Origin of the sequence: Caballeronia sp. LjRoot34 (assembly GCF_964253815.1) — a bacterium.
Lineage (GTDB): Bacteria > Pseudomonadota > Gammaproteobacteria > Burkholderiales > Burkholderiaceae > Caballeronia.
Genome location: NZ_CAXUSB020000002.1, coordinates 1,820,339 through 1,846,979, shown reverse-complemented (window position 1 = coordinate 1,846,979; position 26,641 = coordinate 1,820,339). Strand labels below are relative to the sequence as shown.

Genomic DNA, 26,641 nt, shown 5'->3' with positions numbered 1-26,641 from the left:
GGCTGTTCCTATCATGTTCCGTGCCAATGGCAGGCTTGTCGCCGCAGTGTCGGGCGCAGCCGCGTGCTCAGGTGCGCTCAGGTGCGCTCAGGTCTCGTCCAGGATGCCGTCGGCGACGCCGGCGACGAACAACGTGGCGACCGTGAGATCCGCGCTCGTGCCGGGGTTGATGCCCTGCGCCTTGAGTTCGGCGTCCCACTCGCCGAGGGCAAGCAGTTCCTTCGCGACCTCGCCGTGAGCCAGCGCGCGATGCATCGCGTCCTGACGCTTGCGTGCCTCTCGCGTGACACTCTGCGCCACGGGCAGGCCGTGCTTGCGCACAATGTGTGAATCGGGCCAGCCGCTCAGGAAGGCAAGGAACACGTCAAGCGTGAGCGCCGTGGCCGGTTGCGAATGTCCTGAACGTTGAGCGCGGCGCATGGTCCCGAGGCCCGTTTCGAACACGTCGCGAAATCCATTCGCATACTGGCGCGCGATGCTGTCGCGTCCGGAAGCCAGCGTCATCGCGGTGCGAAGATCGACGCTCGGCAAGTCATGGACCGATTGTTCGGGCGCGTCGCCCAGGCCGCCGGGATTCGCGAGCGCGATTGCGCGATAAGCGGCGCGGGTATCGTCGAGATCGAGCGTTGCCAGCACCCGTTGCGTTGCAGTGCGCCATGCGCCGGCAGAGAGGCCGGCGTCGGCGCGAGGGTCATCCGCGTGGATCTCGAGCGCGGCGGCAAGTGGCGAGACCAGCAACACGATGCCGAGGTTGGTATTGCAGCCGGCCGCCTCGCGCGTGCGGCTGACCGCGTCGAGCATGCGCATGCCGACCCTCGCGCCGGGCGCGAACAGCGCATTCGCCGCGGCGTCCGCGCTCGCGATGAACTGGGCGGCCGTCATGCCGTGGCCCGGGTAGCCGACGCTGACGTTGCCGGGCTTCGCGGTTTCTACATCGAGCCGGCAAGCCCGTAAAAAGGCCGCTCTTGCCTTGGCGAGGGTGAAGGCGCTATCGCAAGACATTGCGGGTCTTGAGAGCCGCCGGCGCGTGCGCAGCGAGCCTGCGCTCAAGCAGATCGTCAGCGAGCGCGGCGGCTATGTCGAGATCCGTCACCGATTGCAAACCTCGCCATGCCGCCACGCCGTTGACTTCGAGCACCAGCGGCCGTTTTTCATCGTCGCCGTTACCGGACGCGCGCGGAGAAGGAATCAGGTCGACGCCCGCATAGTCGAGGCCGAGTGCGCGGGTCGCTCGCTCGGCGGTATCGGCGAGGACGGGGTCGAGCGGCGCGCGCTCGCATTTCGCCCCTTGCGCGAAGTTATGAATCCAGCCTTTGCCCCCCACGCGCCGCATGGCCGCGACCGCCCTGCCGCCGATCACGAGAACGCGCCAGTCGAAGCCCGGCCGCGCGGTTTCCACATAGCGCTGCAGATAAGCGACTTGCCCGGATGCCCGCAATGACGGCAACGGCGCGAGCGTTCCGTCACGACGGTTGGCTCCTAGCCGTCTCAACCCCTTGCCCTGCGATCCAAACAGCGGCTTGAGCACGACCCGGCGGTTGGCGGCCGCCTCACGCATCAATACCCGCTGCGCGAAGGCTGCCGATTCACCTGCCCACGTGGCGGGCGTCGGCACGCCATGCAGGTTGAGTAGAAAACTGGTCATCGATTTATCGACGCTGCGCTCGATCGCGCGCGCGTCGTTGTAGACGGGCACGCCGCATTCGCGCAGCGCGTGCAGGATGCCGAGCCGCAGCGTGACCTGCTCGAACGTTCCGCCCGCGATGCCGCGTACGAATACCGCATCGGGCAGGTCGTGCCCGAAGCCCGGGATCGCGAGACCGTGAGCCGCCCACGTGGTGTCGATCCGGCATTGCGCCAGATCCACGCAGCGCGCGTTTACGTCACGCGCGAGGAACGCTTTCTTCAGGCGTCCGGTGTGCCAGCCGGTTTCGTCGGTCATGATGGCGACCCGAAGTCCGATGCTCATGGCGGCTGCCCTGCGCCGGATTGCGGCGCTGACGTGCTGCTCCACTGGGTGTCGAGCAGCGCCATGTCGAGCTTGCCGCCGTGATAGGTCGTGCCGCTTTCGAGGCTGCTGACCCACACTTCGGCGGGCGCGAACAACGCGGGGTCGATCTGATAAAAGTCGTAGTTGAACGATGTGAAGATATCGGCGAAAGGACGCCCGTAATCGCGCGCATTCGATGACGGTAATTCCGCGGCGAGCCGTTGTGCGACGGCGTCGCTTTTCACGCTCAGGTGCACACGGCCGCCGTAGAGAATGGCGTCGTTGGTGCGGCCCATCGCCTGGATCGCGTCCGGCGCGGGCGGCGGTAAAGGCGCCGAGCCGCTGCCCTCGATGATCTCGCCGAGGTCCACGCCGAGCACATGCGTCTTGTGCAGTGCAACCTCGACCACGCGTGCGACGACCTGCACCGTTCCCGCGACAGAGTGTGTCGGCGTGACAATGAGCGTGAGTTTGTCGGGCGCCAATGCGCAGTCGCGCAGGATCTTGTCGATCACGACTGGCGGCGGCAAGCGGTCCACTTCCAGCACGAGCGCGCCGCGATCGTGGCGGTCGCGATAGCCGAGTTCATCGAAGAGCGTTTCCTTGCCCGCCAACGCGCGCGCCGGGCCTGATCCGAGCGAGAAGAACTTTTTGCCGCTGGTTTGTTCCTTCGTCGCCGACAAGCTCCAACCCGCGTATTGGCTGCCAAGGCAGGCGAGCACGGGTGACGACGTATGGACCTCGATCATGCTCGGCCAGAGCGGATTGGCGTCGAGACTCGTGCGTACCGCAACCCGCCCGAGACCGCCCATGCACAGCCGCGCGATCAGCACGCCCGCTTCGATGCCGCCCGTGGCGTCGATACCCGCGTCGACGATCACCGTGCCGTCGGGCGTGCGCGAAACGGCCAGGCGCAGCCGCGCGGCATGGTCGACAAGCCGGCTGGCGAGCCGCTCGCTCAGCGCGTTGACGCTGACCTCAGGCGGAGGAAGAGATGACGGCATCAGTGTGCTCATGGCAGGTTTTGATCCGTTGTAAAACGAGCGCTTCGCGGCGCTCGAGTTCGTCGCGGACGGCGGAGGTGGAGGACTGCGTGACGACTAACGTGCAGACCGGCTCGCCCGCGCCGATTTGTGCGCCGGGATGCGGCACGTCATGGCACGCAGGGTCGGCCAGGCAGGCATTGCTGAAGGGACCGGAGATAACCAGGTTGCGCGGCGCGAACACCACGCGCTGACCGGCTTTTGAGCGCGTTGCAGCGGGGAAGGGGGATGAGGGCGGAGGTAAGCGGCCATCTAGACACGCATCGAGATGACACGCGATCAAACCACGCGGCCATGCTTCGGGCGCGGCGGTCTCGTAGAGTGTCATCGTCGATGAAGGGCGCGCATTGATCTCGAGGACCTGGACAGTGTCGCCGTCCAGCAGGAAGTCGATGCTGTTCAGCCCTGCGAGGCCCGTGTTCGCCACGATCGCGCCGATTGCCGTCGTGACGAAGTCCATGACGGGCGGCGAGACCTCGGCGGGACCGATCGACCCGGTGTGCAGGAACGGCCGGTTGCCCGCGGCTTGGCTGAGCTGCTCTGCAAAGCCGATGACGGACGCTTTTCGCCGTGCGGCGACAAACAGCGCGGACATCGAACGTCCTGCGGCCAGGCGCTGGAAATAGCCGTCGGCCGCCGGTTTGTTCGACATCGAATCAAGTGCTTCAATATGCATCCCGCCGCAGCCGTCGGCGCGTTTGAAGAGCCAGCCGGCGGGATCCGGGGGAGGTAGGTGGGAGACCTCCGGATGGGCGATGCCCAGGCGATCGAGCAGCGCAAAAAACCGGCGCGGCTCGCGCACGGCCGCGGTTGCTTCGGCGCTGTTCCCTATCAGGCGCGGCAATCGCCGTGCGCTGCACAATTCCTGCATCAGCGGCTCGAGTCCGCTGCTCGTCACGAAGCCGAGCATGCGTGGCAGCCGCGCCGTACGCTCAAGCGCGTCGAAGAGCCGTTGAGGGTCGATCGACAAACCCTCGCCGCCGATATCGAACCATAGCGGCGCATAACGCCGCGTGTCGCGGTCGCCGAAGATATCCAGCGCGGCCACGTTCAGCCCCGCGCGCCGCGCGGACTGCGCCAGCATGCGCGCCGACAACCCGACGGCGGCGATGGTCGATGCTCGCGCGCAACGGATGCCGGGCGTCATGGACGAACGATGCATCAGGCGATGCCGCCGACGATCGCGCGGGCTTCGTCGAAGGCTTCGGGAAAGCCGAGATAGACCGGCTTGCCGCCGGTGCGCATCCGGATGAACAGGCGATGCTCGACCTGGTATTTGACGTTGCCGATCGCAAGCGCGCCTATGGCGAGCGCGTCTTCACGCACCGCGCCCACGAGCGGCTTGCCATCGTCCATGACATGCACGCCCGCGATGCCTTCGGGCGGCACGGCATTGACATCGGCCGCGATCAGCAAGTGTTTTGCGACCCTGACGTCGGCGGCGCTCATGACCTGAACACCTGCCACCGCGGTCGCCATCACGACCTCGGCGGCCGCGAGCGCGTGATGCAATTCGTCACGCGTGTGAACCGAGACGCCGGTGGTCGCGATGTCAAAGCGCTGGTTGACTTCGTCACTCACCTGGGTCGCGCGGGCGATGTCCGAATGGCTCGCTATCAGGACTTGCGCACCCAGCGACGCGGCCATGGCGGCGGCCACGCGACCCACCGCGCCGGTGCCCCCGAGAATCAGCACGCGCTTGCCGCCGAGTTCCGCGCCGTGGCCCGCTTTCAGGTGACGTTCGACGAGCGCGACGAGCGCGGCGGCGGTCGTGTACGAGCCGCTCGGATCGGCAAATACCGAGACTTCGAAGGGCGGGACCATCGCATGGCGCGCGGTGTCGAGCATGTCGGCGGCGAGCATGACGTCGCGTCCGCCGATGAACATCCCCGTGCGCGACACGCCTTTGGGACCGCGTGAAAAAATCGCATCCTGGGTCAGCGTGACGACGTTCTCCGCCCGGACATTGCAGTAGGGAACAATGACCTGGTAACCGGCATCGGCGGCCATGTTGACATCGAAGGGACTCATCTGCGGCGTGGCCGTCAACATGTGCAGGATGTAGGGCCTTTCTGTGGCTTCGGACATGGCGATGGACTCGTTTCCGGTTGATGGCGGTTCAATGGGCCTTTGGCCCCTGGGTCCGTGGATCGATACCCGCGGCGCTTAAGGGAGATCGCTTTTGCAGCGTTGCAGGCCACCGGCATGAATGGACGCGCCGCGATTGTTCCCCGCCGCCACCGAACACACGATGCCGGGGATGCCGCGCGCGGCGTCCGTCGCGGCGGCGAGCGCCCGCTCGGCATCCTGGGCGCTGTGCACGAACGCGAAACCGGTAGGTCCCCACGATGTCTGGCCGATGCCCGCGCGATGTTCCGTGGCGAGGGCAGCCGCGTCGAGTGCCGCCGCCACCGCGGGGCTCGAGAAAATACCGCCTTGAGCGGGCGCGAAATAGTCGCCGATAGTCTGCTGCAATTCGCCGATACCTCTCGCGAACGCATCGAAATCATGTTCCGCGATGCCGGGCAGCACGAGCATGAGCACGAGGTGACACAGGTGTGCGGCAAGCTCTTCCGGGAATGGCGCGAGGGTCGCGAGCGCTTGCCGTTCCTCGTCGCCGTGAAGGCCCTCCTGACGGGTGTCGTCGACGAGCAGGATGCGCCAGGCGTCGGGAAACGGCAGGCGTGTCAGGATCGATGGCACGCGGCGAGGCGGGTGGGATGCATGGCCGGCGCCGGGGCCGCTGTCCACGATCAACCCGCCGTGATCAAAACCGAGCATGCCGATACCCGAGCGCGCGCCGCGTCCGAGCAGCCGTGCGAGATCGGCGGTGGGCACAGGCCGTCCCAGCAATCTGACGAACGCGGTGCCGACCGCCAGCGCGAGCTGCGTGCCCGAGCCGAGGCCCGCGTGCGCGCGAGGGGCGCGCCGGACGTCGATCAGGACCGGCCGTCCGCCGTAGGCGTCATGCAGCAAGCCCAGATAGTGCGTGATGCGCTCGCGCTGTGCGTCGGTGTGTGCGCCGAGTACCCGCGTCTCGTCGGCGTAGCGTGCGGTGATCCGCGTACCGGGTGCGTCTATTGTCAATCCGACGCTGCCGAATGCGCGCCCGAGCGACCCGCTCGGGTCGAGAAAACCCAGGTGCAGACGAGCGGGGGCATCGACCGTCACGGTGGAAAGCGGCGCGGCGGTATCCGTCGAATGGTCCGATTCATGGTCCGATTCACGGTCCGATTCATGGTCCGATTCATGGTCCGATTGCTGATCCAGGCGAAGCTGCATCGTGAGTGTCCCTGGGTTCGATGTCGTGGTCAAAGCCGTGGCGGTGAAGCCGGGTGCGTGGCCTTCAAGGCAAGAGCCGTACCAACGGATTCACGGACCCGCTCAGGCCTTCGGTGCGTCGTACTTGATATAGCGGAAACGCTGGTCGTCGCGAGGGGTGCCCTCCAGCGGCCCCCCTTCCAGTCCCGGTTGCCACTGGATCACTTCCTCGATCTTGGTCGCGAGCGCGAAATCCTTGTCGGTGATGCCTTTGGCCGAATGCGTCTTCAGTTTCACGACCACGAATGCATACGACACCGTCAGGTCCGGGTGGTGCCACGCCGCTTCCGCGAGATGCCCGACGGTATTCACCACCATCAGCGTGCCCTTCCATCCCTCCGTCTTGTACTTGCGGCGCAGCCAGCCGTCCTCCATGTACCAGTGCTGGAGCGCGCCGGTGAGACGCTGCTGGATTTCATTGTCGGAGTAGACCCTCTCGGGCTGTGTGCTGGCCATGGCGATACCTCCCTACACTCGTTCATAGAGAACCTCAACCGAAGTTCAACTTGCAAAGCCGTGCAAACACCGCGCCAGCCTGTGTAACAGCCCGCGCGAAGACCCAGCCTCGCAAATGAACAACGCCCCGCGCGCCGCGCGCGTTGCTGCAGCGCACCGCCTGCCTCCCCGGGAACACTGAGCTGCAGCGCCTTTCAGACAGGGAGACAGGGGTGTGTATCGTGTATCGCGTGTATCGCGGATTTGACACAGTATGTGTCGTAATCCGAATGAAGCGTCTCACCCTCGCGCCATCGTGACGCTATCCGTCTCCTCAGGATTTTCTCTCCGCGCCGCCGCCGCCGCAACCCGTGCCGCGCCCCGTCAATCTTCGTCCATCTCCGCCGGCCTGTTCGACGGCACACGTAATTCCGGCATGGAATATGCAATTCGTCTTCGCAAACAGCAAGCCCGGCATTGACCGGGCGGAGGTTCAACTCGCTGCCCGCACCGGTGAAGGCGCGCCCGGGGCATAGGTGGTCGGGTCATCCCTGAGTCGGACGGCAACACATTCTGGAGGAGACATGAAATTACGCACCCTGGTTCTCGGACTGGCGGTGGTTGCGGTAACGGCCCTCAGCTCTTTTGTTGCACAGGCCGATTCGCAGCTCGACGCCCTGATCAAGAACTCATCGAACTGGGCAGCACAAGCGGGTGATTATTCCAATCACCGCTATAGCCCGCTCAAGCAGATCAATGAAAGCAACGTGGCGAAGCTGCAGGTTGCCTGGACCATGTCGACCGGCGTGTTGCGCGGTCACGAGGGTTCGCCGCTTGTCATCGGCGACACGATGTATATCCACTCGCCATTTCCCAACAAGGTCATTGCGATCAACCTGAAGGACCAGACGTTCATCTGGCAATACGAACCGAAGCAGGACGCGCAGGTGGTGTCGGTGATGTGTTGCGACACGGTAAACCGCGGGCTTGCCTACGGTGACGGCAAGATCTTTCTTCAGCAAGCCGACACGAAGCTCGTTGCGCTGGACGCAAAGACCGGCGACGTGAAATGGACCGCACAGAACGGTAACGCCAAGGCGGGCGAGACCAACACCAACGCGCCGCATGTATTCGGCGACAAGGTGCTCACCGGCATTTCAGGCGGCGAGTTCGGCGTACGCGGGCGGCTCATTGCCTACGACATCAAGACCGGCAAGCCGGTCTGGACTGCCTACAGCACGGGTCCGGACAACGAGATGCTGATCGACCCCGACAAGACCATGACGTGGGCCGACGGCAAGATGGTGCCAGTTGGCGCGGACTCCTCGCTCAAGACCTGGAAGGGCGACCAGTGGAAGACCGGCGGCGGCACGACCTGGGGCTGGTATGCATGGGACCCGAAGCTGAATCTTGTCTACTACGGCACGGGAAACCCCGGCACCTGGAACCCGACGCAACGACCCGGCGACAACAAATGGTCGATGTCCATCTTCGCCCGCGACCTGAACACGGGACAGGCGAAATGGGTCTACCAGATGACGCCTCACGACGAATGGGACTATGACGGCGTGAACGAAATGATCCTTGCCGACCTGCCTATGAACGGCAAGAAAGTGCCGGCAATCGTCCACTTCGACCGTAACGGCTTCGGCTACACGCTCAATCGCGAAACAGGGCAGTTGCTGGTTGCCGACAAGTTCGACCCGGCAGTCAACTGGGCTGATCGCGTGGACGTGAAGAGCGGTTTGCCGATTCGCAACGCGGCTTACTCGACTCAGGCGGCCGGTCCCGACCACAACGTGAAGGGCATCTGTCCGGCGGCGCTGGGCTCGAAGGACCAGCAACCGGCGGCCTACGATCCGAAGAGCAACCTGTTCCTCGTCCCGACCAATCACGTATGTATGGATTACGAACCGTTTGAAGTCGAATACGTTTCCGGCCAGCCTTACGTGGGGGCCACGTTGTCGATGTATCCGGGTCCGAACGAGAAGGGTGCGATGGGTAACTTCATTGCCTGGGACGCCAGCAAGGGCCGGATCGCGTGGTCCAAGCCGGAGAAGTTCTCGGTATGGTCGGGTGCATTGGCGACCGCGGGCGGCATTGCCTTCTATGGCACGCTCGAAGGCTACCTGAAGGCCGTGCGCATCTCGGATGGCAAGGAGCTTTGGAAGTTCAAGACACCGTCCGGAATCATTGGCAACGTGTTCACGTATGAGTATCAGGGCAAGCAGTTTGTCGGCGTCTATTCGGGCATTGGCGGATGGGCGGGTATCGGCATGGCGGCAGGCCTTGAGAAGTCCACGGAAGGTCTGGGCGCGGTCGGCGGTTATCGCGAACTTGCGAAGTACACGGCGCTTGGCGGCACGCTGTTCGTGTTTGCCATCCCGAGTTGACAGGGGCCGGAGCTTCAGCCTCTTCCAGCCAGTCGTCACGATTCATCAAGAGAGCTTGACGACACGCGCCGGCCGCCCCTGCATGACAGAGGCGGCCGGCCGGGTCCCGGGATCCGGCACCAATGGTTCCAACCCGGCACCAATGCGTGCAAGACGTATGGCGCAGCACGTTCACACCGAAGGAGACACGCGCAATGAAAGGCCGAATACTCTTGCCGCTGGCGATAGCCCTGGTGACGTTACCCGTTTCATACGCCCAGACCGATCCAGCGCAGATGAAGCCGGTTGCTTACCAGGTTGTCGATGGCAACAAGGTTGATAACAACACGTTGCAAGGTTGGCGGACCTGGCGGGCGCTCGACTGTGAACGTTGTCACGGCGCGCAGCAGCAGGGCATGGTGGGGCCGTCGCTGATCGATGCGTTCAAGACCCTCGATCCGACGGAGTTTCACCGGACCGTGTTCGGCGGACGTCTCGATAAGGGTATGCCCGACTTCAGTTCCAGCAACATGATGCAGAAGAATTGGCAGAACCTTTTTGCGTATCTGAAGGGGCGTTCCGACGGCAAGATCAAGCCGGGTGACTTGCAGGCGATCGATGCCAAATAACATCCACGCTGAACATTCACGCTGCCCGAGCGTCGCTGACGTTGGCGCCTGTACACGCTTTACCGGAGGGGACTGATGTCTGACGCTTATGTCGCTTGTGTCGCTTACTCCAGGCTTGGCGCGTTCGTGCGCACAGCGCTCGCAGCAGCTTGCATCGCGCTTGGGTTCGGTACCGCCCATGCCGACGGTCCCGCGCTGCCGCACAACGACGGAGCCGACGGCGTGCTGCGTGTATGCGCGGACCCCAACAACATGCCGCTCTCGAATGACAAGGCAGAGGGTTTCGAAAACAAGATCGCGGCTCAGATGGCGAGCGACTTCGGCTACAAGATCGAATACACGTACTTTCCGCAGCGCATGGGCTTCATCCGGCACACGCTGCGCGAGAAGATACCCGACACGGAAGACTACAAGTGCGACGTGGTGATCGGCGTGCCGAAGGGATACGACATGACGTCGACCACGCGTCCCTGGCTCCACTCCACTTACGCGATGGTCTTTCCGAACCGCCCCGAATTTTCATCGATCAAGACGCCGTCCGATCTCCTCAAGCTACCGCCCGACCAGTTGCATAAACTGCGTCTCGGGATCTTTTCCAATACGCCCGCTGTCGATTGGCTCCTTGGCAACAACCTGATCGAGCAAGCGGTGTCGTATAAGGTGCAAAGCGGCGACCCCGCGGAATTCCCGGGCGAGATGATCCAGCGCGACATGTCGGCGGGTAACGTGGATGTCGTTTTCTTGTGGGGACCCATTGCCGGTTATTTCGCGAAGCAAGCCGGCGACAAGCTCAGGTTGGTGGCCTTCCCTCCAACGCCGGGAGTACGTTTCGACTATGAAATATCGATGGGCGTGCGTTATGGCGAAGGCGCGTGGAAGACGAAGGTCGACCAGTGGATCGGGGCGAACCAGGGCAAGATCGACAAGATACTGACGAGTTATGAGGTCCCGTTGCTCGCTATCAGCGAGCCCCCGGCCGCACAGGCCAACGCGAAATGAGAGCGTGGACGCGCATGGCAAGACTGCGGGCAAGTTGGGTCGCCGCCGCGGCCAGTGTCTTGCTGGCTGCTTCCGGCCATGCATTTGCGGCGGATGCTTCCAGCGCGGCAAGCCCGGCAAGTAGCGCCAGTCCCGAGATCGCGCCGGCCGAGCGGCTTCTTTTCCTGTCGACGCACCTGAAGGGTATTCAGCCGCAAACCGAACTGGACTACGCCGTCGAGCGCACCGGACCGCCGGCGAGGGAGAAGGATACGGTCAAGGTCCTGGTAGTCAGCGCCGACAACGCCAACGGCGACGCGCTGGTGAGCGACCATGGCGGCAAGGTCGAGGTGCCCGGTGAAGGCCTGCCGTGCAATCCCGTGATCCTGTATTTCCTCGAGCGTGACATTGCGGAGATGGAGCAGTTGACGGGAGGACAGCGCCGCTATTTCCAGCGCCGCGTACGCCTGGCGCTGGCGGCCAGCCCGCCGATCACGCCGGTGACCGGCGACGCGCAAGGCCAGAAGGTCCGGGCGAAGCAGATCGTGATCCAGCCCTATCTGGGGGATCCGAATAGCGCACGCTTTCCTCAGTACATCGGCAAACGCTATACCTTTGTCATGTCGGAAGCGGTACCGGGTCAGGTGCTGCTCATCCGCACGGACGTACCGGGTTCGAACGATGATTTCGCGCATCCTGTACAGAGTGAAACGCTGAGTTATCAGGGCGCGTTGCGCGCCTTGTCCCCGCTGCCCGGCAAGAAGACACCGGACAAGGCCGTGAACGCTCCTCGTGCGAGCCGCTGACACGGTTCTTTCTTCGCGGATGGCTGCGGGTCGCCGACCACACAACCATTCACATTGGAGCCAGTCCATGTTGATCGATACCCAAAGCTACGCGCCCAGGCTAATGGACGCAATAGGCGAACTGGGCGCAAACGCGCCCGCGATGCTGGCCGGATTCGAAGCGCTCGACGGCGCGGCGGCAAAAGATGGCGTGCTCGACGCCAAGACTCGCGAACTGATCGCGCTGGCGGTGGCAGTCACTACGCGCTGCGATGGCTGCATCACGGTGCACAGTGCCGCCGCGGCGCGGGCGGGAGCCAGCAAGGAAGAGGTCGCGGCTGCCCTTTCGGTGGCCATCGCGTTGAATGCGGGTGCGGCAATAGTTTATTCGGCACGGGCATTCGACGCATTCGGGCAGCAGCAGAAGACGGCTAAGTGAACCTGCGCACATGGGTGCCAGACACGTTTACTCGCTTGGCTTCAGAGGTTTGATGAAGCTCGATGGTCAAGCGAGCCGCATAAAGCTGGTTTGCAGGATGGCCGTCTACAGTGAACTTTATTCGCTCGCTGACCTTGCGACAGTTGCAGATATTCGTGATCGCTTGCCGGTATCCGAGCTTTGCGCGTGCCGCCGAGGAATTGCACCTGACGTAGCCGGCGATCTCCATGCAGATCCGGCAACTGGAGGAAGCTGTCGGGCTGCCGCTGTTCGAGCGCGTTGCCCGCAAGCTCACATTGACCGAAGCCGGCGAACGATTGTCGCACCATGCGAGCCGGATTCTCGGAGAAATCAAGGACGCCGAAGACGCGATGTCTTCGCTGTCGATGGCCGACAGTGGTTCGATCTCAGTGAGTATCGTAAGTTCTGCCACCTATTTCGCACCGAAACTACTTGCTGCCTATTCGCGGCAGTATCCGCGCGTGGACGTGCGCTTTTCGGTGGGAAATCGCGAGGTCCTGCTGCGCCAGCTACAGGATAATGCCACCGACCTTGCCATCATGGGCCGCCCGCCGCCCGAGCTCGGCACGACGGCGGAGCCATTGGCTTATCATCCCCACGTATTGATCGGGCCTGTCGATCATCCGCTGCGGGACGCGCGCCGGTTCGACCTGCAGGAGCTGGCGGGCGATACGTTCCTGCTGCGCGAACCGGGGTCGGGAACGCGCGCGGTGTCCGAGCAAATGTTCAAGCAACACTTGTTCACGCCGGCGCGCAGCGTGACGCTGGGCAGCAACGAATCGATCAAGCAGGCTGTGATGGCCGGCATGGGCGTGAGCCTGATCTCGTTGCATACGCTCGCGCTCGAGTTGCGTTCGCAAGAGCTTGTGTTGCTCGACGTCAATGGCACGCCAGTCGACCGCACGTGGCAAATCGTTCACCTTCGTTCGAAGCGGTTGTCGCCGACTTGCATCGCGTTCCGGCGCTTCCTGCTCGAACATGCCGCGCCGTTTCTCGAGCGCGAATACGCAGGATTCGCGTTGCGGGCGGGGGAGACGGCGGCCGGGGCGCTGCCGGGAAAATAATCTTGCGCCGCGCGTCGAAACGCGGTGGCTGACATGAAGCCCTCACTTGCCGGAATACGCTCTGTGGCCCGTACCGGCGCAGACAGATGCACAGAACAGCGGATCGGATGAAGGCCCTGAAGCGCGTGCCCTGAAGCGCGTGCCGTCAACCGCGCCTGTGCAACATGTCGATTGCTTCATCCTTCAGCTTCAGGATATGCGCGCATGCGTATGTCGAGAACGTTTCGATCAGTGCGAACGGCCGCGCCGTCTTCGAGCGAATCAACCAGATGTCGAATTCCATCTTCGGCTCAAATGCGCATACCGCGAACTTGCCGCCTGCATTGTTGTACACGCTGATCGGGTCGACCACTGCCACGCCCACGCCGTTGGCGACGAAGGCGCAGGCGGTCTCTGACTGTCCGACCTCGATCTGGATACGGCGCTCCACGTCCGCCTCCTCGAAAATCTTGTCGATCAGGAAACGCGAATGGTCCTGCGGTCCGAGGGCGACGAATGCTTCGCCATCCAGATCTTTTGCGCGAATCAGGCGCCGCTTGGCAAGGCGGTGACCGGTCGGCAGAATGCACACGCCGCGCATGGTGCAGAGGTAGGTGCTTTCCACTTCCGGCCGGTCCCCTGGCAGCACGCTGAATCCCAAATCGACTTGTTGTGTTGCCACGGCGTCGACAAGCGAGCGGGAGCGCATGCTCTCGATGCTGAATTTCACGTCCGGCCGCTCCGCGCAAAAACGCGTGACCACGTCCGGCAGCACGCGCCGCGTCAGTACCGGAAACGAGGCGACACTCAGCGCGCCCCAGGTTTGATCGCGCAAGGCCTTGGCGATATTCGCGACGCGTCCCACTCCAATGAACATGCGCTGCACTTCAGCAAACAGCACGTCCGCTTCGCGCGTGGGCCGCATCTTCGTGCCGGCCCGGGTGAACAAGGAAAATCCGCAACTTCGCTCGAGCTGCGCGATCAGTTGACTGATTGCCGGCTGCGAAACGCTCAGCATGCCGGCAGCCGCGGTGAGGCTTCCAGCGGTCATCACGGCCTGAAACGACTCCAGTTGACGGACATTCACGGCGCCTTCTCCGGATAAGGTCAGCTTATAAGAAGTGAATTTTGTCCTATTTGACGCTGATAGTCACGCGATGAAAAATAGCAGCACGCTACATGCCGCCTGCCGCATGGGACGCCGAATACACCTCATCTGTCCGGGAGAAGTTAATGTCGAAGCCGTCGTGGTGGGTCCGTCTCGTGATGTTCGCGGTCATGTGCAGTTGCCTGGCGGGGGCGGCGCACGCCGACCAGTTGGCGACGGTCAAGGCACGCGGCAAGCTGATCGTCGGCATTCGAAACGATTACGTCCCGTTCGGCTATCTCGACAACAAGGGTCAGGAGATCGGCTTCGAGGTGGACCTCGCCAAATACGTCGCGAAGGATCTGTTCGGCTCGGACACCGCGATCGAATTCGTGCCGGTGGTGGCATCGAACCGGATCGAACTGCTGAACGCGGGGCGCATCGACGTGATCTTCGCGACGCTCGGGAAAAACCCCGACCGCGCGAAGGTGATCGACTTCACCGACCCGTACTACATGATGGCGGGCATGGTGCTGCTCGCGCCGAAGAACACCACCATCGCGAAGTGGGATGACCTGAAGGGCCGCAAGGTGTGCGGCAGTCAGGGCAACATGTACAACCGCGCGCTGCAGGAAAAGCTCGGTGCGGACACCGTGCTCTTCACGGGCACGGCGCAAATGTACAAGGCCTTCGAGGATGACCGCTGCGAGGCGATCGCTTACGACGGCCCGAACCTGACGCTGAAGGTGTCCGAACCGGGCTGGAAAGACAAGGACAAGATCGCGCTGGACGCTTACGACTTTGTGCCCATCGTCGGTGGTGTACGCAAGAATGAACCGGCCTTCCTCGCGGCGCTCAATGGCGCCATCAAGAAAGCGGAGGCCGCCGGTGTCCTCGTCAACGCCGAGAAGAGCTACAACATGGGCACGAGTAAATTCGTGGTCGAACAGCAGACGCAGGCATCGGCCAAGTAAGCCGGTGAGCCCGATCAGAAGGCGTGCGACGGTAAATCCATGACGCTCGATTTAAGCTGGCTCGCAGATCCGCTCTACCAGACGTGGCTGTTGCGCGGCATCGGCACGACGGTGGCCATGTGCGTGTGCGCGATCGCGTTGATGTATGTCATTGGCATCGTGGGCGCGGCGATGATCTTCTTCCGCGTGCCGGTGCTGGAAACGCTAACGACGGTCGTCGTGGAGCTGTTGCGAAACACGCCGCCGCTCGTGCAACTCTTCGTGCTGTACTTCACGCTCTCCGAACTGGGACTCTCGGTGCACAACCTCGCGACCGGCCAACAGATCCCGGTGTTCAGCGGCTTCACGTGCATGGTGCTGTCGCTTGCGCTCTATAACGGCGGTATTGCGGTCGAGATCGTGCGTTCGGGTCTGCACTCGGTGCCGCACGCGACCGTGGAAGCCGCACGCAGTCTTGGCTACACGCGCCTGCGGACCTTCTGGCATATCCAGTTGCCAATCGCGATGCGCCTGTCCACCGTCCCGATGACGAATAATATCGTCAGTCTCATCAAGACATCATCGCAGGCGGCGTTCGTCGCGGTGGCCGACGTGATGTACTACGCAACACAGATCTCGCTCGAGAACTTCCGCAATCTCGAAGTGATGCTGACGGTATGGGTCATCTATCTGCTTCTGGCGTCGTTTGCGTCGATTGTGGCGGGGCGCATCGGCAACGCGCTGCGCATTCCGGGGTACGGAATATGAACACGATGAAGCCCGAGACCCGCGCGTTCGTCTACGGCATGGTAGGCGTGCCGTTATTGCTGCTGGCTGCGCTCGTCGCCTCGTACGGCCGGACGACAGGCGAAGCGTTCGGCTTGCTGGCCGCGCGCAGCGGCATGCTGCTCACCGGCGCGCCCGGCTTTCATGGCTTCGGCGGCGGGTTCAGCGCCAACGTCCTGATGAGCGTGGCGGCGATCATCGTGTCTCTCATGACGGGGGTGCTTCTGTGCGCGGGCACGATCGCCAATGTGCGGTTCATGCGGGCGCTGTCGGTCGGCGTCGTCAATCTGCTGCGCAATACGCCGTGGCTGATCGCACTCTACGCGATGCTGTATCTGCTGCCGTTCTACATACCGGTGTTCGGCATCGTCATTCCATTCTCGCCGTTCGTGAAAGCAGTGGTTGGCCTCTCCTTACCGGTCACGGCGAACGTGGCCGAAGTGCTGAGAGGCGGTATCGACGCCATTCCGAGCGGGCAATGGGAATCGGCGCGCGCCCTGGGTTACCGCAAGAACCAGATCCTGCGGTACGTGGTGGTGCCGCAGGCGATTCCGTTGATCCTGCCGAACATGATGACGGTGTTCGCGATGCTTTTCATCGGCAGCAGTCTCGCGGTCGTCACGGGTACGTCGGACGTGCTCTCGGTGGCCAATACCATCACGGCGAGCGACGGTTCGCGCTATGCCACGGCGGTACAACTTTATGTACTGCTACTGTTCTTCCTGTTCGCCTTTCCGATTGCGACACTGAGCCGCCGCCTCGAACGCCAGATGCGAGAAAAGTCATGAACGTGATCCAGCAGAAGGCCCCGTTGATCGAACTCGTGGATGTGCACAAGTCGTTCGGCGGCACCGAGGTGCTCAAAGGGGTTTCGATGTCGATCCGCCAGGGGGAGACCGCCTGCATCATCGGCCCGTCGGGTTCCGGAAAATCGACGCTGCTACGCTGCCTGAACGGCCTGATACCGGTCGATCGCGGCACCATTCGCGTCGGCGCATTCGCCGTCGAGCAGCTACGCCGCGAGCGCGACCTCGTTCCCTTGCGCCACCAGGTGTCGATGGTGTTCCAGCAATACAACCTGTTCCCGCATCGCACGGTACTGGAAAACATCATGATGGCGCCGGTTCAGGTGTTGCGCGAGTCGCGCGACGAGGTCAGGACGCGCGCTCTCGAACTGCTGGCGCGGGTGCATCTGACCGGCAAGGAAAGCGCCTATCCCGCGCAGCTTTCCGGCGGCCAGCAGCAGCGCGTCGCGATCGCGCGGGCGCTCGCGATGCAACCGGCCATCATTCTCTTCGACGAGGTGACCGCCGCGCTCGATCCGGAAATGGTCAGCGAAGTGCTGGCGGTGATCCGCGATCTGAGCCGCGATGGCATGACCTGCGTGCTCGTTACGCACGAGATGCGCTTCGCCGAAGAAGTCGCCGACGTGGTGTTCTTTACCGACCGCGGCACGATCGTGGAGTCGGGGCCGCCAGCCGACATCTTTCATGCGCCAGGCGATCTGCGTCTCAGGAGCTTTCTCGGGAAAGTCCTGTCGCGCACCGCGGCGTAATTCAACCGGAGGACATGTGTCGCCACTCAAGGTACTGGTACCCGACGCGCATCTGCGCGATCTCGACGTTGAACGAAGCGTGACGGGCGCGCTCATCGATTATCAGGTGTACGACGAAACCGATCCGGCCAGCATCCCGGACGACGCCTGGGCATCATGCGACGCGATTCTCGTGTGGCACCGCATGAAGATCACACGCGATCTGGTCGGCCGGCTCGCGCGCTGCCGGATGATCGTGCGGGTGGGCGTGGGTTTTGACAACGTCGATGTCCAGGCTTGCCGCGAGCGCGGCATCCCGGTGTCGAACGTCCCGAACTACGGCACGACGGAAGTGGCCGATCACGCGATCGCCATGATGCTGTTCCTCGCACGCGGCCTCGGCACCTACGAGGCGCGCCTGAAGGCCGATCTCGAACGCGGGTTCGTAGCCGAGAACGTGCCGGTGGTGCGGCGTCTGCGGGGCAGTACGTTCGGTGCAATCGGCATGGGCCGCATCGGCACCGCGATCGCCCGACGGGTCGCGTCCCACGACATGCACGTGGTCTATTTCGATCCCCACGTGCCGGAAGGGCATGAGCTCGGGCTTGGCTACGAACGCGTCAAGTCGCTGGACACGCTGCTCGCGCGCGCCGACGTCTTGAGCCTGCACGTCCCGCTGAGCGACGAGACGCGCAACATGATCGGCGATGCGCAACTGCAGGCGATGAAGCCCGGCGGCATCCTCATCAACATCGCGCGCGGCAAGCTGGTGGATGTCGACGCGGTGTATCGCGCGCTGCGCGCGGGACACCTCGCGGCAGCGGGCCTCGACGTCCTGCCGCAAGAACCGCCGGTGCCGGCGCCACCGCTGCTCGACGCATGGCGCGCGAATGAACCGTGGCTTGCGGGCCGGCTGGTGATCACGCCGCATGCCGCGTTCTATTCGGAAGCCGGCTACCTCGACATGCGCACGTTTTCCGCCGAGATGCTCGTCGACTATCTGGTACACGGCCGACTGCGCAACAACGTCAATCCGGGCTGGCAAGACGCCGCGTCCTCAACCCCTCGATAAAGCGACCTCCATGGCTTATCACCAGATCGAAATCAGTTTCCCCTTGCTGGCTCCTGAAGTATTGGCGCACTGGCGCCAGATCCCGGCGGCGGTGGCCTCCGACTGCATGAACCGCACGCAGGTCATGGTCTCGCCGATCAAGCCGATTTTTCTGGGCGCGCGGCTATGCGGCCAGGCGCGCACGGTCGTGACGATGGTCGGCGACTGCGGTCCGATCTGCAATCTGATCGGTAGTGCGCGACCCGGCGAGGTGCTGGTCGTCGATGCGGGCGGCGCTGAAGACGTCGCCGTGTGGGGCGGCGTGATGACCGAGGAATCGATGCAGCGAGGCCTCGGCGGCGCGGTGATCGACGGCGCGATCCGCGATGTGGCCGACATGCGGCGCCTGCAATTTCCGATGTTCTGCCGCTCGATCGTGCCGCGGGGTCCGCATCACGGCTTTGGCGGCAACGTGGACACCACGATCGCGGTGGCGGGCGTACCCGTCAATCCGGGCGACATCGTGCTTGGCGACGACGACGGCGTCGTGATCGTGCCGCTTGCGATCGCCGGCGAAGTGCTCAAGGCGGCACAAGCGCATTTGCTCAAGGAGGCGCAATGGATCGATGGAATTCGCAGGGGCGTGTCGATCAGCAAGATGTTCTCGCTGCCTCAGGCGCAGGCGCCGGCGGACGACCCGCTGTAGCGATGCATGCGCGCGTGGCCGAGGCGACGAAGCTGCCCGCGTGCCTGCGCGACGTGCTGTGCCTGAACGATTTCGCGAGCGTGGCGAAACGCAGGCTGCCTGCCGCGATGTATGCGTACGTGTCCGGCTGGTCTGAGGATGGCGCCGCGCACCGACGCAATCTGCGTGGTTTCGAGACGCGCGCGTTCCTGCCGCGCGTGCTGGTCGACATCGAACGGCGCGACTTGCGCACGACCCTTTTCGGCGTCGAGTATGCGAGCCCGTTCGGCATCGCGCCGATGGGCTTCAGCCGGATGGCGGCGGCGCACGCGGACGAGGTGCTGGCACGCGCCGCCGCGCACGCCGGCGTGCCGTTCATCCTGAGCGGCGCGTCGCTGACGCCGCTCGAAGTGGTGCGCGCGGCGGGACCCGCGAGCTGGTTTCAGGCGTATCTCCCCGGCGATCAGGCGCGTATCGATCCCATGCTCGACCGCGTTGCGAAGGCCGGTTTCGACACGCTGGTGATCAACGTCGATACAGCCGTACACGGTCAGCACGAACACGCGGAGAAGCAGGGTTTCCGCTCGCCAGTCAAACCGAGCGCGCAACTCGCATGGCAGGCGCTGAGCCGGCCATCGTGGTGCTGGCGCGTGCTGGGTCCGAGCCTGCTCACGAACCGGCCGCTGCGTTTCGAGAACATGGACGCCGTGGCGGGGCCGCCGGTGTTCTCGCGCACGCTGGTGCGTGACATCGGACGACGCGGTGCGCTCAGCTGGGCCCATATCGATCACATCCGGCGGCGCTGGGCGGGGCGGCTGGTGTTGAAGGGCGTGCTGTCGGCCGAGGACGCGGTGGTGGCCGAGCGCGCGGGTGTCGACGGCATCATCGTGTCGAATCACGGCGGCCGTCAGGTGGATTGCGCGATCGGTTCGCTCGACGCGCTCGAAGCGATCGCTGCACGCGTCGACACGCTCGTGCTGATGTACGACGGTGGGGTGCGGCGCGGCTCGGACGTACTGAAAGCGATCCGCTGCGGTGCCCGTTTCGTGTTCGTGGGGCGCCCGTTTCTGATGGCGGCCGCCGCGGCGGACGCGGCGGGCGTTGCGCACGCACTCGCGATGCTCAAGCGCGAAGTCAGCACGAACATGGGGTTGCTCGGCATTAACCGGATCGACGAAGTCCGGAACCTGGAACTGTTGCGCGACTGATTCGCCGCGCGCGCCGGCGAGGCGAGGCGGCGCAGCGCTCCTGCTGGTTCACTTACGAAGAGGCAACGCATGAACAAGCCAATCCGGGTGCTTACGCCCACTTGCACGCTCGGTTATGGATTCGCCGACGATGCGTTCGAACGCGCGATGTCGATGCAGCCCGATGTCATTGCCGTCGACGCGGGATCGACCGATCCGGGACCGCATTATCTTGGCTCCGGCGAGGCTTTGGTGTCGGAGATCAGCATCCGCCGCGAACTCACGCAGATGATCCTGGCGGGACGCAAGGCGGGCATTCCGGTGATCGTCGGCAGCGCGGGCGGTGCGGGCACGCGCACTCACGTGGATGAAGTGGTGCGGATCGTGCGCGAGATCGTCGCAGCGCATGCGCTGAGCGTGCGGCTTGCATGGATCTACGCGGATATCCCGACGAGCGTGGTCGCGGATTCCATTGACTGCGGCGAGGTGCGTGACTTCGAGGCTGGCTGGGAACTGAGCGCCGACGAGGCGCGCTCAAGCGATGCGATCGTCGCACAGATGGGACACGAGCCGATCGTCGATGCGCTCGAACATGGCGCGGATGTGATCATCGCCGGGCGCGCCTGCGACGATTCCGTGATTGCCGCGTTTCCGATCTGGAAAGGCGCTGATCCGGGGCTCGCCATTCACATGGGGAAAATCCTCGAATGCGGCGCCTTCTCCGCCGAGCCTCACGGCACGGACGTGATGATGGGTACCATCGACGCCGAGGGCTTCACGCTCGAACCGGGGAGCCTCAGGCGTCGTGCATCGCTGACCTCGGTGGCGGCCCATACCCTGTACGAGCGCGAAAATCCGTTCCTGCAGGCGGGTCCCGGCCATGAACTCGATCTGTCGGCGTGCGACTTCACGCAGATCAGCGAGCGCGAAGTGCGCGTCACCGGCTCGCGCTTCATCGGCTCGGACGACTACTGGGTCAAGCTCGAAGGTGCGCGCCGGCGGGGCTATCGCACGGTCACGGTGGCGGGCGTACGCTGCCCGACGATGATTGCGCGCATCGACACGCTGCTTGCCGATGCGAAGTCCGCGGCGCTCGCCTACTTCGACGCACCGGACCTCGATGTCCAATTTCACGTCTACGGGCGAGATGGGGTGATGCGTGGCCTCGAGACCGTGCGCAAGCCGGCGAGCCATGAACTCGGGCTCGTCATAGACGCGGTCGCGCACGAGCAGTCGCTCGCGCATGCCGCGGCGCACTTCATCAGCGGTACGCTCCTGCATGTGAGCTATCCGGGGCAATACAACACGGCGGGAAACCTCGCGTTTCCGCACTCGCCGTCGGAAATCGACGCGGGGCCGGTGTATGAGTTTTCTGCCTACCATCTGTTGAAAGCGGCATCTCCAACAGCGCTGTTTCCAATCCAACACGAGGTGCTCACGCCATGACGTCCGTTCCGCTTTCGTCACTCGCAACGGTGATACGCAGCAAGAACGCCGGTCCCTTTCTGCTCACGTTTGACGTGATGTTCGAGGATGCGGCCCATTTCGACACCGTCTGGAAGTCAGGGCGCTTCAACAAGGCCACAATGGCCGAATTATTCGGCGTGACAGAAAGCGCGATCACGTCGATCTTCGCGGTGCCGCGTGGGCAGGCGATCAAGGTGACGATGCGCCGGCAACTGCCCCAGGGACGTCTCGGCGAATCCGACATGTACGGCTGCCAGCAACACGCGCCGCTGCTCGACCTCGCGATTCCGTTGTCTCGGTAATTAACGCCTGGAGGACCGACACTACCGCTTTATGCGTGCAACACCACGCTCTGAAGTGTACGCACGCTTCTCAGCTCTGTTGTCTGTGCGTTGCAATCAGCGCGGTCACGGCTAAAATGCGGTTTTAGCCCGGAATACGTGAATGTCTTTTGCCTCGCTTGGCCTGATCGATCCCTTGCTGCGTAATCTGCAGGACCTCAATTACCAGACACCTACGCCAGTGCAGGCCAAGGCGATTCCTGCTGTGCTCAGTGGCAAGGACGTCATGGCCGAGGCACAGACCGGTACTGGCAAAACGGCGGGTTTTGCGCTGCCGCTATTGCAACGGCTGGTGCAACACGGCCCGGCGGTGTCCAGCAACCGCGCGCGCGTTTTGGTGCTGGTGCCCACGCGCGAACTGGCCGAACAAGTGCTGCAAAGCTTTATCGATTACGGCAAAGGCCTCGACTTACGATTTCTGGCCGCCTACGGCGGTGTGAGTATCAACCCGCAGATGATGAAGTTGCGCAAAGGCGTGGATGTGCTTGTTGCCACGCCGGGCCGTTTGCTGGATCTCAATCGCCAGAACGCAGTGCAGTTTGATCAACTGCAAACGCTCGTGCTGGATGAAGCCGACCGCATGCTGGATCTGGGCTTTGAGCGCGAACTCAACGCCGTCTTTGCTGCCTTGCCGGCTCAGCGCCAGACCCTGCTGTTCTCTGCCACGTTTACCGATGATATCCGCGCCATGGCGGCGGCCGTTCTCCGCGGCCCGGTCAACATCAGTGTCGGCTTGCCCAATGCCACGGCCAGCAAGATCAAGCAGTGGGTGGTGCCGGTGGATAAAAAGAACAAGCCTGAGCTCTTCATGCACCTTGTGGCTCAGAACAACTGGGAGCACGCGCTGGTGTTCGTCAAAACCCGCAATGGCGTGGATTATCTGGCGGCCATGCTGGACGAAGCGGGCTATGCGGTCGACACCATCCACGGCGACAAACCGCAACCCGCGCGCCTGCGTGCGCTGGAGCGCTTCAAGACGGGCGAAGTACGTATGCTGGTAGCCACCGATGTGGCTGCGCGCGGGCTGGATATCGACGACCTGCCGCTGGTGATCAACGTTGATCTGCCGATCGTGGCGCAAGACTATGTGCATCGTATTGGCCGCACCGGCCGCGCGGGCGCCAGCGGTGTAGCAGTGTCCCTTGTATGTGCCGATGAAGCGCCGCAACTGGCCGCGATCGAAGCGCTGATCCGGCAAACGCTGCCCCGTGAAGAAGAGCCGGGTTTTGAAGCCGAACACCGCGTGCCGCAAACCAGCGCGACGGGACAGATAATCAAGAAACCCAAGAAGCCTAAGAAGCCCAAAATGCCGCAAGCTGCGCCGGGCGCTATGCAGGTGCTCAGCAAACAACCGCGCCCGCAAAGTGGCGAGAACAAACGCAAGCCTGCGGTGCAACGCGCTGTGGATGCGGGTAAAGGCACAAGCGTGTCCCCGTTGCGTCCACGAATTCGACCTTCACGTGGGTAGTGAGGTGGTCGCGCTGGCGAAGGCGACCCAAGCCTCAATCGCGCGGGTTTGATAATCGGGGAATCGGGGAATCGGGAAGGAGTGAAACCGGCAGGGAGAGCGCGACAATCCCAGCTTGTAGCTCCTCCCGGCCTGCGGCCGCATGCTTGCGTCACATGGTTTGCTGAGATCGCAGCAGTGTGGCAACAGCAGGTTGCGCCGATTGCAGCAAGCAGGTGGGAGTCACGCTCACCACGCATGATATGTGTGCCGACCACGGATGAGGCTGCGTCGGCGCCACAGAAGCATTGGCGCTCCTCCGCACTGGCGGCACGCCATTGGTCGCGGATGGCATGGGGTTTGTGTAACGTTCTCAATACTCCATTCAGGCGTCGCGGGTCGCAAGTACGACACGCTGCCTGCCATACACCCTGCGTCCGTTCGCGGCACGACTCAACCGTTCACCGACATGTCTGAACAGAAAGCTTTTTATCCGGACCGCTTCAACAATGCGGCGCGGTACTACACGACAGGCCGGTCCAGCTATCCGGCGCTGCTTAGCCGGCGGGTGGCCGACCTGATCGGTCTCGACCGCAATGCCGACGTTCTCGATCTCGGCACCGGTCCAGGTTTCCTCGCGATCGATTTGGCGCCGTATGCGCGCGCGGTGACCGCGCTCGACCCGTCAGCGGAAATGCTCCGGGTCGCGGCCGAAAACGCCGCGCGCGCCGGCGTTGTCATTCAATTCGTTCGAGGCAGTTCCTACGACCTGGATCGTCGTCTTGGCCATTTCAGGCTCACGACGTTCGGCCGTTCGTTCCACTGGACTGATCGTGTCGAGACGCTCCGCGTGCTGGACGGGCTGATCGAGAGCGGGGGGGCGGTGGCCCTTTATCACACCAGCGTTCCGACAGTCCCTCAGAACGTCTGGTACCCGGTTTTCGAGCGCATTCTTGATCGCTATGGCAATGATGACCCTGCGCGGGCCGAACGAAAGTCGGCCGCTTCCGACGAAACGGTCTTGCTGGATTCGGCGTTCGATCACCTGGAGCGTATTGCGGTGATAGAGCAGCGAATCACGCCACTGGAGCATTTCGTCGATCGAGCGCTTTCGTTCGGGAAAGCCTGGCATGGCGGGATACAGGCGCAGCAGGAACTGGCCGCGGAGATTCGCGCGGAGCTGGCCAGGTACGCGCGTGAGGACGGCGCGATAGAGGAAATCGTCGAGGGACATGCCTTGATCGCGCGGCGTTCGCGGGAGGTGTCGGGACGGTCGGACAGTTCGGCGTAAGCGTCGCCACGCGTGGCGAACCTGCGCCGGCTCGAACGTAGCCGGCGCCATGATCAAATGTTCTAAAGGAGAATTGCACAATCGCTTTTTCGACGACCAGTGACGACAGCGAAGTGCTCAGTGAAATCAACATCACTCCATTGGTCGACGTGATGCTGGTGTTGCTGGTGACGTTCATCATCACCGCACCGCTGCTCAACAATGCGGTGCGCGTCAATCTTCCCAAGACTGCAGCGACTGCGCCACCCGAGCAGAAGCGACCGGTGACGGTCGGCATCGATGCCAGGGGCGCCGTATTCTTCGATAAACGCGCGGTGGCGCTGCCTCTCGTCGAAACCCAATTGAAAGCGCTCAAGCAAGCCGATCCTGATGTCGCGTTGTCGCTTCAGGCCGACCAGAACGTTCCATGCTCCGCTCCCACAGCATCGGCAGGTATTGTCGCTTGAGCACGCGCCGCTGAGCGCGGGCGTGGCGCTACGCGGCGAACGTACCTGCTGTGGCGTGCGGTCGACGAGCATGGCGCCGAACTCGACATCCTGTTGCAAAAGCGGCGCGACAAGGCCGCCGCCAAACGCTTCTTCAAGCGTGCTGCGTTCGAGCCCGGTGCCGCGCAAGATCGTCACCGATCAGTTGCGCAGCTATCCGGCTGCTACAGCCGAGATCCCGGAGTTTGCGAACGTGACGCACGTGTTCGTCAAAGCGCCAGCTCGGCTGAACAACCGCGCCGAGAATAGCCACCAACCGACCAACACGCGAGCGCGAGCGGCACATGCGCGGCTTTCGCGACCTGAAACGCACGCAGAAATTTCTGTCGTGCTTCGGGCAGATCCGGTAACATTTCGCGCTCAAGCGGCATATGCCGCGCGCTTCACTTTGTCGCAAACAACTCGCCGCCCGGTTCATTGCTTGGCGTGAATTCGCCGAACTCGGCCAAAATCCATCGACCGCTTTCTGACCAGTAGACGTATCTACCGCCGTGCCGTCTCACTCTCGGCAAGTTGACAAAGCCAGTCGCGCCTATTCCTTGCAACCCTCACGTGTGAGGCCCGAACCCGCGATGCATTCCATCGAACCTGTTCCGCTACCGCATGACGGCCCGTCCGATGTTTCGTTGTGGCGGGTCGATTTCGCTTTTGACGCGTCGCTGGAGGATGCCGCCTTTGCAGCGCTCAGCGACGACGAACACGTGAGAGCCGGCAACTTTCGCCGCCACGAAGATGCGCTTCGGTTCGCGTCCGTGCGCGTGGCGCTGCGCGAGCAACTTGCGCGGTATCTCGGCATGGCGGCACACGCGGTCCGGTTCTCGTTAGATGCAAACCGTCGCCCGCATCTGGCCGATTCCAGCATGCTTGACTTCAACGTATCGCATGCGGGCGCACATGGGCTCATCGCGATGTCGCTCAAGCGGCGTGTCGGGGTCGATATCGAGCATCACAGCGATAGATTCGACTGGCGTTCGATCGCGGCATTGACGCTCGACGCACGCGAAGCGGCATGGATCGAGCGCCTCGATACCGCAGCGCAGAGCGCCGCGTTTTACGACGCGTGGGTCGCCAAGGAAGCGCTCGTCAAAACGACGGGCGTGGGCATCACGCGCGGCTTACAGCATCTGGCGGTGCTGCCGCGCGACAGCACGCTGGTGACGCTACGCAATGCGATTCCGGATGACATGCGCGAGATTGCTGCGCGCTGGATCGCCGCGCCAGAAGCTTATTCCGCATGCGTGGCGTGGTCGGCGAAAACCCTCGCATGATAG

26 protein-coding genes and 2 pseudogenes are annotated in these 26,641 nt (G+C 63.4%); 20 read left to right on the top strand and 8 right to left on the bottom strand.

Features of this window, described 5'->3' with window-relative positions:
* Window positions 1-87 precede the first annotated feature (87 nt).
* The 7 genes from ACSQ36_RS27860 to ACSQ36_RS27830 all read right to left on the bottom strand — a co-directional run bounded on the left by ACSQ36_RS27860 (window position 88) and on the right by ACSQ36_RS27830 (window position 6,810).
* Complete coding sequence (locus ACSQ36_RS27860; RefSeq protein WP_436184460.1) at window positions 88-1,002, bottom strand: triphosphoribosyl-dephospho-CoA synthase; 915 nt, start codon at window positions 1,000-1,002, stop codon at window positions 88-90.
* Window positions 989-1,969 (bottom strand): ATP-grasp domain-containing protein, encoded by a 981-nt coding sequence (locus tag ACSQ36_RS27855; RefSeq protein WP_436184459.1) that lies wholly within the window; start codon window positions 1,967-1,969, stop codon window positions 989-991. Before ACSQ36_RS27855 ends, ACSQ36_RS27860 begins: the two co-directional genes overlap by 14 nt.
* The gene (gene mch, locus ACSQ36_RS27850; protein WP_436184458.1) at window positions 1,966-3,006 is read right to left on the bottom strand and encodes a methenyltetrahydromethanopterin cyclohydrolase; all 1,041 of its coding nucleotides are present in this window, start codon (window positions 3,004-3,006) and stop codon (window positions 1,966-1,968) included. The genes ACSQ36_RS27855 and mch overlap by 4 nt, the downstream gene beginning before the upstream one ends.
* Window positions 2,969-4,180 carry an ATP-grasp domain-containing protein gene (locus ACSQ36_RS27845; RefSeq protein ID WP_436184962.1) on the bottom strand — a complete coding sequence of 404 codons (1,212 nt, stop codon included), beginning with the start codon at window positions 4,178-4,180 and terminating at the stop codon, window positions 2,969-2,971. Before ACSQ36_RS27845 ends, mch begins: the two co-directional genes overlap by 38 nt.
* A gap of 14 nt (window positions 4,181-4,194) precedes the next feature.
* Window positions 4,195-5,121, bottom strand: coding sequence for an NAD(P)-dependent methylenetetrahydromethanopterin dehydrogenase (locus ACSQ36_RS27840; protein WP_436184457.1), 927 nt, complete (start codon window positions 5,119-5,121; stop codon window positions 4,195-4,197).
* 78 nt (window positions 5,122-5,199) lie between these two features.
* Window positions 5,200-6,315 (bottom strand): beta-ribofuranosylaminobenzene 5'-phosphate synthase family protein, encoded by a 1,116-nt coding sequence (locus tag ACSQ36_RS27835; protein WP_436184456.1) that lies wholly within the window; start codon window positions 6,313-6,315, stop codon window positions 5,200-5,202.
* A 102-nt stretch (window positions 6,316-6,417) separates the two neighbouring features.
* Window positions 6,418-6,810 carry a 4a-hydroxytetrahydrobiopterin dehydratase gene (locus ACSQ36_RS27830; protein WP_213765441.1) on the bottom strand — a complete coding sequence of 131 codons (393 nt, stop codon included), beginning with the start codon at window positions 6,808-6,810 and terminating at the stop codon, window positions 6,418-6,420.
* 563 nt (window positions 6,811-7,373) lie between these two features.
* Between ACSQ36_RS27830 and ACSQ36_RS27825 the strand changes: the two genes are divergently transcribed.
* From ACSQ36_RS27825 to ACSQ36_RS27800, 6 genes and pseudogenes are all read left to right on the top strand, one after another.
* Window positions 7,374-9,182: a methanol/ethanol family PQQ-dependent dehydrogenase gene (locus ACSQ36_RS27825; protein ID WP_436184455.1), complete on the top strand. Its 1,809-nt coding sequence runs from the start codon at window positions 7,374-7,376 to the stop codon at window positions 9,180-9,182.
* A 194-nt stretch (window positions 9,183-9,376) separates the two neighbouring features.
* Window positions 9,377-9,790: a c-type cytochrome gene (locus ACSQ36_RS27820; RefSeq protein WP_213765439.1), complete on the top strand. Its 414-nt coding sequence runs from the start codon at window positions 9,377-9,379 to the stop codon at window positions 9,788-9,790.
* 75 nt (window positions 9,791-9,865) lie between these two features.
* Window positions 9,866-10,789 (top strand): substrate-binding domain-containing protein, encoded by a 924-nt coding sequence (locus ACSQ36_RS27815; protein WP_436184454.1) that lies wholly within the window; start codon window positions 9,866-9,868, stop codon window positions 10,787-10,789.
* Window positions 10,790-10,803: 14 nt separating this feature from the next.
* Window positions 10,804-11,574 carry a hypothetical protein gene (locus ACSQ36_RS27810; RefSeq protein WP_436184453.1) on the top strand — a complete coding sequence of 257 codons (771 nt, stop codon included), beginning with the start codon at window positions 10,804-10,806 and terminating at the stop codon, window positions 11,572-11,574.
* Between the two features lie 103 nt (window positions 11,575-11,677).
* Window positions 11,678-11,992 (top strand): carboxymuconolactone decarboxylase family protein, encoded by a 315-nt coding sequence (locus ACSQ36_RS27805; protein WP_436184961.1) that lies wholly within the window; start codon window positions 11,678-11,680, stop codon window positions 11,990-11,992.
* Window positions 11,993-12,102: 110 nt separating this feature from the next.
* A pseudogene (locus ACSQ36_RS27800) lies at window positions 12,103-13,077 on the top strand (LysR family transcriptional regulator).
* 145 nt (window positions 13,078-13,222) lie between these two features.
* Here the strand turns inward: ACSQ36_RS27800 and ACSQ36_RS27795 are convergent.
* Window positions 13,223-14,143: a LysR substrate-binding domain-containing protein gene (locus ACSQ36_RS27795; protein WP_213765435.1), complete on the bottom strand. Its 921-nt coding sequence runs from the start codon at window positions 14,141-14,143 to the stop codon at window positions 13,223-13,225.
* Window positions 14,144-14,289: 146 nt separating this feature from the next.
* Between ACSQ36_RS27795 and ACSQ36_RS27790 the strand changes: the two genes are divergently transcribed.
* From ACSQ36_RS27790 to ACSQ36_RS27725, 14 genes and pseudogenes are all read left to right on the top strand, one after another.
* A complete protein-coding gene (locus tag ACSQ36_RS27790) occupies window positions 14,290-15,117 on the top strand; it encodes a transporter substrate-binding domain-containing protein (RefSeq protein ID WP_213765434.1) in 828 nt (275 codons plus the stop codon).
* Window positions 15,118-15,156: 39 nt separating this feature from the next.
* Window positions 15,157-15,864 carry an amino acid ABC transporter permease gene (locus ACSQ36_RS27785; protein ID WP_436184452.1) on the top strand — a complete coding sequence of 236 codons (708 nt, stop codon included), beginning with the start codon at window positions 15,157-15,159 and terminating at the stop codon, window positions 15,862-15,864.
* Window positions 15,861-16,670, top strand: coding sequence for an ABC transporter permease subunit (locus ACSQ36_RS27780; protein ID WP_436184451.1), 810 nt, complete (start codon window positions 15,861-15,863; stop codon window positions 16,668-16,670). Before ACSQ36_RS27785 ends, ACSQ36_RS27780 begins: the two co-directional genes overlap by 4 nt.
* Window positions 16,667-17,437 carry an amino acid ABC transporter ATP-binding protein gene (locus tag ACSQ36_RS27775; RefSeq protein ID WP_436184450.1) on the top strand — a complete coding sequence of 257 codons (771 nt, stop codon included), beginning with the start codon at window positions 16,667-16,669 and terminating at the stop codon, window positions 17,435-17,437. Before ACSQ36_RS27780 ends, ACSQ36_RS27775 begins: the two co-directional genes overlap by 4 nt.
* A gap of 16 nt (window positions 17,438-17,453) precedes the next feature.
* Window positions 17,454-18,488, top strand: coding sequence for a C-terminal binding protein (locus tag ACSQ36_RS27770; RefSeq protein ID WP_436184449.1), 1,035 nt, complete (start codon window positions 17,454-17,456; stop codon window positions 18,486-18,488).
* A 10-nt stretch (window positions 18,489-18,498) separates the two neighbouring features.
* Window positions 18,499-19,173, top strand: coding sequence for an RraA family protein (locus tag ACSQ36_RS27765; RefSeq protein WP_436184448.1), 675 nt, complete (start codon window positions 18,499-18,501; stop codon window positions 19,171-19,173).
* Complete coding sequence (locus tag ACSQ36_RS27760) at window positions 19,086-20,360, top strand: alpha-hydroxy acid oxidase (RefSeq protein ID WP_436184447.1); 1,275 nt, start codon at window positions 19,086-19,088, stop codon at window positions 20,358-20,360. Before ACSQ36_RS27765 ends, ACSQ36_RS27760 begins: the two co-directional genes overlap by 88 nt.
* Window positions 20,361-20,429: 69 nt before the next feature.
* Entirely contained in the window at window positions 20,430-21,785 is a 1,356-nt protein-coding gene (locus ACSQ36_RS27755) for an acyclic terpene utilization AtuA family protein (RefSeq protein WP_436184446.1), read from the top strand.
* Window positions 21,782-22,108: a DUF4387 domain-containing protein gene (locus ACSQ36_RS27750; protein ID WP_436184445.1), complete on the top strand. Its 327-nt coding sequence runs from the start codon at window positions 21,782-21,784 to the stop codon at window positions 22,106-22,108. The genes ACSQ36_RS27755 and ACSQ36_RS27750 overlap by 4 nt, the downstream gene beginning before the upstream one ends.
* Window positions 22,109-22,250: 142 nt before the next feature.
* Window positions 22,251-23,615: a DEAD/DEAH box helicase gene (locus ACSQ36_RS27745; RefSeq protein ID WP_436184444.1), complete on the top strand. Its 1,365-nt coding sequence runs from the start codon at window positions 22,251-22,253 to the stop codon at window positions 23,613-23,615.
* 448 nt (window positions 23,616-24,063) lie between these two features.
* Entirely contained in the window at window positions 24,064-24,885 is an 822-nt protein-coding gene (locus tag ACSQ36_RS27740; protein ID WP_213765425.1) for a class I SAM-dependent methyltransferase, read from the top strand.
* Window positions 24,886-24,998: 113 nt separating this feature from the next.
* Window positions 24,999-25,331 carry an ExbD/TolR family protein gene (locus tag ACSQ36_RS27735; protein WP_436184443.1) on the top strand — a complete coding sequence of 111 codons (333 nt, stop codon included), beginning with the start codon at window positions 24,999-25,001 and terminating at the stop codon, window positions 25,329-25,331.
* A 42-nt stretch (window positions 25,332-25,373) separates the two neighbouring features.
* Window positions 25,374-25,840: pseudogene (locus ACSQ36_RS27730) on the top strand (DDE-type integrase/transposase/recombinase); the annotation flags it as partial.
* Between the two features lie 102 nt (window positions 25,841-25,942).
* On the top strand, window positions 25,943-26,638 hold the full coding sequence (locus ACSQ36_RS27725) for a 4'-phosphopantetheinyl transferase family protein (RefSeq protein ID WP_436184442.1): 696 nt from the start codon (window positions 25,943-25,945) through the stop codon (window positions 26,636-26,638).
* The last annotated feature ends 3 nt before the right edge of the window (window positions 26,639-26,641 follow it).